This is a genomic window from Streptomyces sp. NPDC059564, assembly GCF_042735575.1.
In the GTDB taxonomy this organism is placed as follows: Bacteria; Actinomycetota; Actinomycetes; order Streptomycetales; family Streptomycetaceae; genus Streptomyces.
Genome location: NZ_JBHWBP010000498.1, coordinates 1 through 4,346 on the forward strand (window position 1 = coordinate 1; position 4,346 = coordinate 4,346).

Consider the following 4,346-nt stretch of genomic DNA (forward strand, 5'->3'; position numbering starts at 1 on the left):
GGGCATGGGCATATGTTGAGATCCCTTGGCCAAGGCCCACCTTCTGGAGCGCCCCGGCGGTACCGTCGCGTCAGAAGCGGTCGCAGATCGGGGTGGTGGGTGTGAGCGGGTACATCGAGGAGCAAGAGCGGATCGGACAGCGGGTCCGGCGTCAGCGGCTTTCGGTTGGGATGACTCAGGCCGACCTCGCCGCCGCACTGGGGCGGACCCAGGGTTGGGTATCCAAGCTCGAAAAAGGCCGGATCGAGCTGGACCGGGCCGGTCTAATCAACGCCGTGGCCGCCGCGCTCCACTGCCATCCGAACACCTTGATCGAGCGTCCGTACTCAGGCGGCGGTGCCGAGACCAAGTGGCAGGTCTCCGCTGCCTCCATCATCCGGGAGCTGCGCCGTTACGAGCTGGCTCCCGTCTTCGATGGCACCCCGCGACCGTCCGAGGTGCTGTGGCACGACATGAAGCGCCTGCTCCGACTGCGCGACGCTGCGGCGAACGCCGCCGTACTGAAAGAGCTGCCGGACATACTGCGCGAGGCCCGAGCCCTCGCTGAGGCGTCCACCGGCCACGAACGTGAAGAGGCGTTCGCGATCTACGCGGTGGCCTGCAAGTTCGCCCACACCGCGGCCCATGCCCTCGGACATCCCGAGCTGGTTGCCATGGCCTGCGAACGGGCCACCTGGTCCGCGCAGCTCTCAGGTGACCCGGTGATGCCTGCGATGGCGCTGTGGATGCGCATGTGGGACACGTGGGCGTCGGCCGACTGGGACGACGCCCTCGCCCTCGGTGACAAAGCCCTATCCAGCATCGAAGCCGAGTACGAGGCCGGCGACCCCCTCGCCCTGCGTATGTGGGGCGCCCTGCACCTGCGGGCCGCGATCTCGTCCGCGCGCGGCGGGAACGCCGCCGGGTCCGATGAGCGGCTCACGCTCGCCCGTACGGCCGGCGAGCGCGTCAACTCCTACGTCGGGCCCGAGATCCACGACCGGCACTCGGTCACCTTCAGCCTCGGCAACGTCGTCATCCACGGCGTCAGCGCCGCCTTGGAGATGAGCGACCAGACGAAGGCACTCCGGCTCAACCGCGAGGCGGACCCCGCGCACATCGCTGTCCTGCCGCACTCCCGGCTCGGTCACCACCACATGGACCTCGCCCGCGCGTGGCTGTGGGACGGCAACCGCGACCAGGCCCTGACCGAACTAGAGACCGCCGAACGCATCGCTCCCCAACTGGTCCGCAATCACCCCGTCGCACGCGCGACTCTGCGGAAGATCATCTACGCCGAGCGGGCTGCTACACGTCAGCGGCTGCGCGGCATGACCGGACGCTTTTCACTGGACTGACCTGGGGACATTCCAGTGATTCATATTGCTCCGTAGCGGAGCGCATACGTTCCGCTACATGACCTCGACGCGTCGCACTGACCATGACCGCGTACGACAGCAGGCGGACGCCCCTGATCCCCGCTGGCCGCTGCGCGGCGACCTTGCCTACGACACCGCAACCTCCCGCACAGGTGTGGTCATAGACGTCCCCGAGGACACCGGCACCACGGTCTACCGCCTGTGTCCCGAGGGCGGGGGCGAGGACGGCTGGAACGCCTCGCTCGACACCCTCGTGCCCACGGAGGAGGACGCCCCCGTTCCGCTCCCCCGCAGTGCCCCCGGCGACACGATGCAGCACGGGCCCGAATACGCCCCGTGGGAGGACCCGTTCGGCAGTCCGGACCCCAGCCCCTCCCTGAGGGTCCGCGCCGAGCGCGGCATGGAGCGACTCAGGAAATCAGCTGGCACGGATGGTGAGGCATGAGCAGGCGGCCCTCCTGGCTCTACGAGGGCGCCCGCGTACTGGACCCCGCCGAAGGCCGCGAAGGGATCGTCCAATTCATCGGCGACTGGGAAGACCCCAAGACCCGGCGCTTCATCCCCGAAGCCGTCTTCCTGCGCCCCGAAGGCGGGGGCGTCGAATGGGTAGTCGCCGACCACCAGGCCCTGCGCCAGGCCGACCCCCGCTGACCCCACCGAGGCTCCGCCCGGTGCCTCCAACAACACCACTTGCCTGGGCGGGGCACGCCGCCCGGACCCGATCGAGAGGAGCACGATGCAGAGTGCGTTACGGCTCGCGGCCAGGCCTCGGTCTGTGATCATGCAGCCGACCACGAAGTGCCTGCCCATGGACTGCACGTACTGCTACCTGCCGTTCCGCAAGATGAACCACTTGATGCCGGTGACGGTTGCCGAGGCTGTGACCGCGGCCGTCAATCTGTGGGCAGCCGACGATCCGGCGTTCGAGGTCGTTTGGCACGGCGGGGAGCCGCTGGCCACCGGCCGTGACCACCTGGCCGCGCTCATGTCCCCCTTCAAAGGCGCGAAGCACAGCGTCCAGACGAACGCAGCTCTGGTGGATGACGCCTGGTGCGCGTTCCTGCTGGAGCGCGAGGTGCACGTCGGCGTCAGCATCGACGGCCCCGAGGACATGAACACCCAACGCGTCACCCTCGCGGGCCACCCCGGATTCCGCGTCACCATGCGAGGCATCGAGCGCCTGCGCCGCCACGGCATCCCGTTCTCCGCCATCGCGGTCGTCTCCGACCCGGCCCCCGAGAACGCGGCCCGCTTCTACGACTTCTTCGCCGAGCTGGGCGTCACCACCCTCGGCGTCAACGTCGAAGAGGAAGAAGGGGTCAACCGCGGGGCCAAGGATTCCGAACCCGTGCGCGCGACCGAGTTCTGGGCCGCCCTCGCAGACGCCTGACGAGCCAATCCGGTGATCCGGCTGCGGGAGATCCAGCGGGTGCTGAACTTCGCCGGTGCCGTTCTCGGCAGCCACGACACCGCCCCCACGCCCACCTCTGCACCTTGGGATCCGATGCCCACCGTCGCCTACGACGGCGGGGTGGTCATGCTCTCCCCAGAGCTGGCGGGGTTCACCGACGCCCGGTTCGGCGACTTCACCACCGGCAACGTGCTCAAAGACGGCCTGGACGTCCTCGTGGCCGAGGCCGAGGAACGCACCTCCTGGATCCCCGAGTTCTGGCAGGGCGTCGACGCGTGCCGCGCCACCTGCCCCGCTTTCGCCTTCTGCGGGGGCGCCCACGCCGCGAACCGGTACTTCGAGCACGCCGGCAGGTTCGACGGGACCAAGACCCAGTACTGCACCACAGCCAAAATCGCCCTACTCGAAGGAGTCACGCGACATGTCCGTTCACACGCCCGCTGACGCCGCCACCCTCGTGATGGACTCGGCGGAGGGATTCGAGTCCCTCCTGGAGGCTGCCGGCACCGCCGCCGTCGCCCGCTGGGAGAACGCCTGGACCAACGCCACCTGGAGCAACCAGCCCACCTCGGAAGCCGCGCCCGCCAAGCCCCTCGCCACGTTCGACAACCGTCCGACATGGGACAACTGGAAGAACAAGTAGCACCCGCCAGCATCGGGACGGTCCCGCCGCCGCGCGGGGCCGCCCCGCCCCAACGACAAGGAGCACCATGGCCATCCGAACCTTCGGCCACACCACGATCACCCTGCCGGAGCTGGACGAGCCCGGCCTCTACCTGAGTAACGTCGACAGCCTCGACAGCTCCCGCGGCACCGTCCAGGACTTCGCGTACGGGGACGCCGATCTCCGATCGCTCGACCTCGCGGAGACCCAGCTGGTCACCGGCCGGATCGCGGGCATCCGCGCGAAGCGGGTCGAGTTCGAACAGGTCAACTTCCACGGCGTGGAGATCGGCGACAGCGAGCTCGGCTCGGCACGCTGGACCGAGAGCAAGCTGACCCGAGTCCACGTCCGGGACTGCAAGCTGATGGGCGCCGCTCTGGACCGCTTGGTGCTCGACGACGTTCTGTTCGAGGGCTGCAAGCTCGACTTCGCCACCTTCGAGAAGGTCCGCGCCACCGGCCCCGTGGCCTTCATCGGCTGCATCCTCACAGAGGCCACATTCACGGACTGCGACCTGTCCGACGCCGTGTTCACCGACTGCACGCTCCGGCTCACCGAATTCGGCGCCGGCCGCTACCGCAACACCGACCTTCGCGAGAACGACCTGTCGGCAATCCGCGGCGTCGCGAACCTCGCCAAGGTCCGCATCGACCCCGGCCAGCAGTCCGACCTCGCCGAAGCCCTCGTGAGCGAACTCGACATCGCCGTCGGGGACGACTGACCCGGGAGGGAGACCCGTGCCCCTGCACATCGCCTATGGCGACCCGTCCGCCCTCCGCGCTCGCTGCGAAATCGCCACCGTCCGGACCACTCGCCCCGAGGAGACCGCCTACGAGCCCGGCGCGATCATCCCGGCCGGGCGGTGGAGCCCCATGACCGAGGTAGACGTCAAGGCCGTCACAGCCCGTCGCCA

7 protein-coding genes are annotated in these 4,346 nt (G+C 69.0%); all 7 read left to right on the forward strand.

What is annotated here, in order from left to right:
• Positions 1 to 170 precede the first annotated feature (170 nt).
• The 7 genes from ACFV0Q_RS38895 to ACFV0Q_RS38925 all read left to right on the forward strand — a co-directional run bounded on the left by ACFV0Q_RS38895 (position 171) and on the right by ACFV0Q_RS38925 (position 4,154).
• Complete coding sequence (locus ACFV0Q_RS38895) at positions 171 to 1,337, forward strand: helix-turn-helix domain-containing protein (protein WP_385012479.1); 1,167 nt, start codon at positions 171 to 173, stop codon at positions 1,335 to 1,337.
• Between the two features lie 58 nt (positions 1,338 to 1,395).
• The gene (locus tag ACFV0Q_RS38900) at positions 1,396 to 1,803 is read left to right on the forward strand and encodes a hypothetical protein (protein ID WP_385012469.1); all 408 of its coding nucleotides are present in this window, start codon (positions 1,396 to 1,398) and stop codon (positions 1,801 to 1,803) included.
• Positions 1,800 to 2,009 carry a hypothetical protein gene (locus ACFV0Q_RS38905; RefSeq protein ID WP_385012471.1) on the forward strand — a complete coding sequence of 70 codons (210 nt, stop codon included), beginning with the start codon at positions 1,800 to 1,802 and terminating at the stop codon, positions 2,007 to 2,009. Before ACFV0Q_RS38900 ends, ACFV0Q_RS38905 begins: the two co-directional genes overlap by 4 nt.
• Positions 2,010 to 2,139: 130 nt before the next feature.
• On the forward strand, positions 2,140 to 2,748 hold the full coding sequence (locus ACFV0Q_RS38910) for a radical SAM protein (protein WP_385012472.1): 609 nt from the start codon (positions 2,140 to 2,142) through the stop codon (positions 2,746 to 2,748).
• Positions 2,749 to 2,760: 12 nt separating this feature from the next.
• Positions 2,761 to 3,213, forward strand: a complete 453-nt coding sequence (locus ACFV0Q_RS38915; RefSeq protein ID WP_385012474.1) for a hypothetical protein — start codon at positions 2,761 to 2,763, stop codon at positions 3,211 to 3,213.
• The gene (gene amcA / locus ACFV0Q_RS38920; RefSeq protein ID WP_385012476.1) at positions 3,191 to 3,412 is read left to right on the forward strand and encodes a multiple cyclophane-containing RiPP AmcA; all 222 of its coding nucleotides are present in this window, start codon (positions 3,191 to 3,193) and stop codon (positions 3,410 to 3,412) included. The genes ACFV0Q_RS38915 and amcA overlap by 23 nt, the downstream gene beginning before the upstream one ends.
• 67 nt (positions 3,413 to 3,479) lie before the next feature.
• Positions 3,480 to 4,154 (forward strand): pentapeptide repeat-containing protein, encoded by a 675-nt coding sequence (locus ACFV0Q_RS38925; protein WP_385012477.1) that lies wholly within the window; start codon positions 3,480 to 3,482, stop codon positions 4,152 to 4,154.
• The last annotated feature ends 192 nt before the right edge of the window (positions 4,155 to 4,346 follow it).

Coding starts and splice junctions, on each gene's coding strand:
- amcA (WP_385012476.1), top strand. CDS start 3,191: ATGTCCGTTCACACGCCCGCTGACGCCGCCACCCTCGTGATGGACTCG.
- ACFV0Q_RS38910 (WP_385012472.1), top strand. CDS start 2,140: ATGCAGCCGACCACGAAGTGCCTGCCCATGGACTGCACGTACTGCTAC.
- ACFV0Q_RS38905 (WP_385012471.1), top strand. CDS start 1,800: ATGAGCAGGCGGCCCTCCTGGCTCTACGAGGGCGCCCGCGTACTGGAC.
- ACFV0Q_RS38925 (WP_385012477.1), top strand. CDS start 3,480: ATGGCCATCCGAACCTTCGGCCACACCACGATCACCCTGCCGGAGCTG.
- ACFV0Q_RS38895 (WP_385012479.1), top strand. CDS start 171: ATGACTCAGGCCGACCTCGCCGCCGCACTGGGGCGGACCCAGGGTTGG.
- ACFV0Q_RS38900 (WP_385012469.1), top strand. CDS start 1,396: ATGACCTCGACGCGTCGCACTGACCATGACCGCGTACGACAGCAGGCG.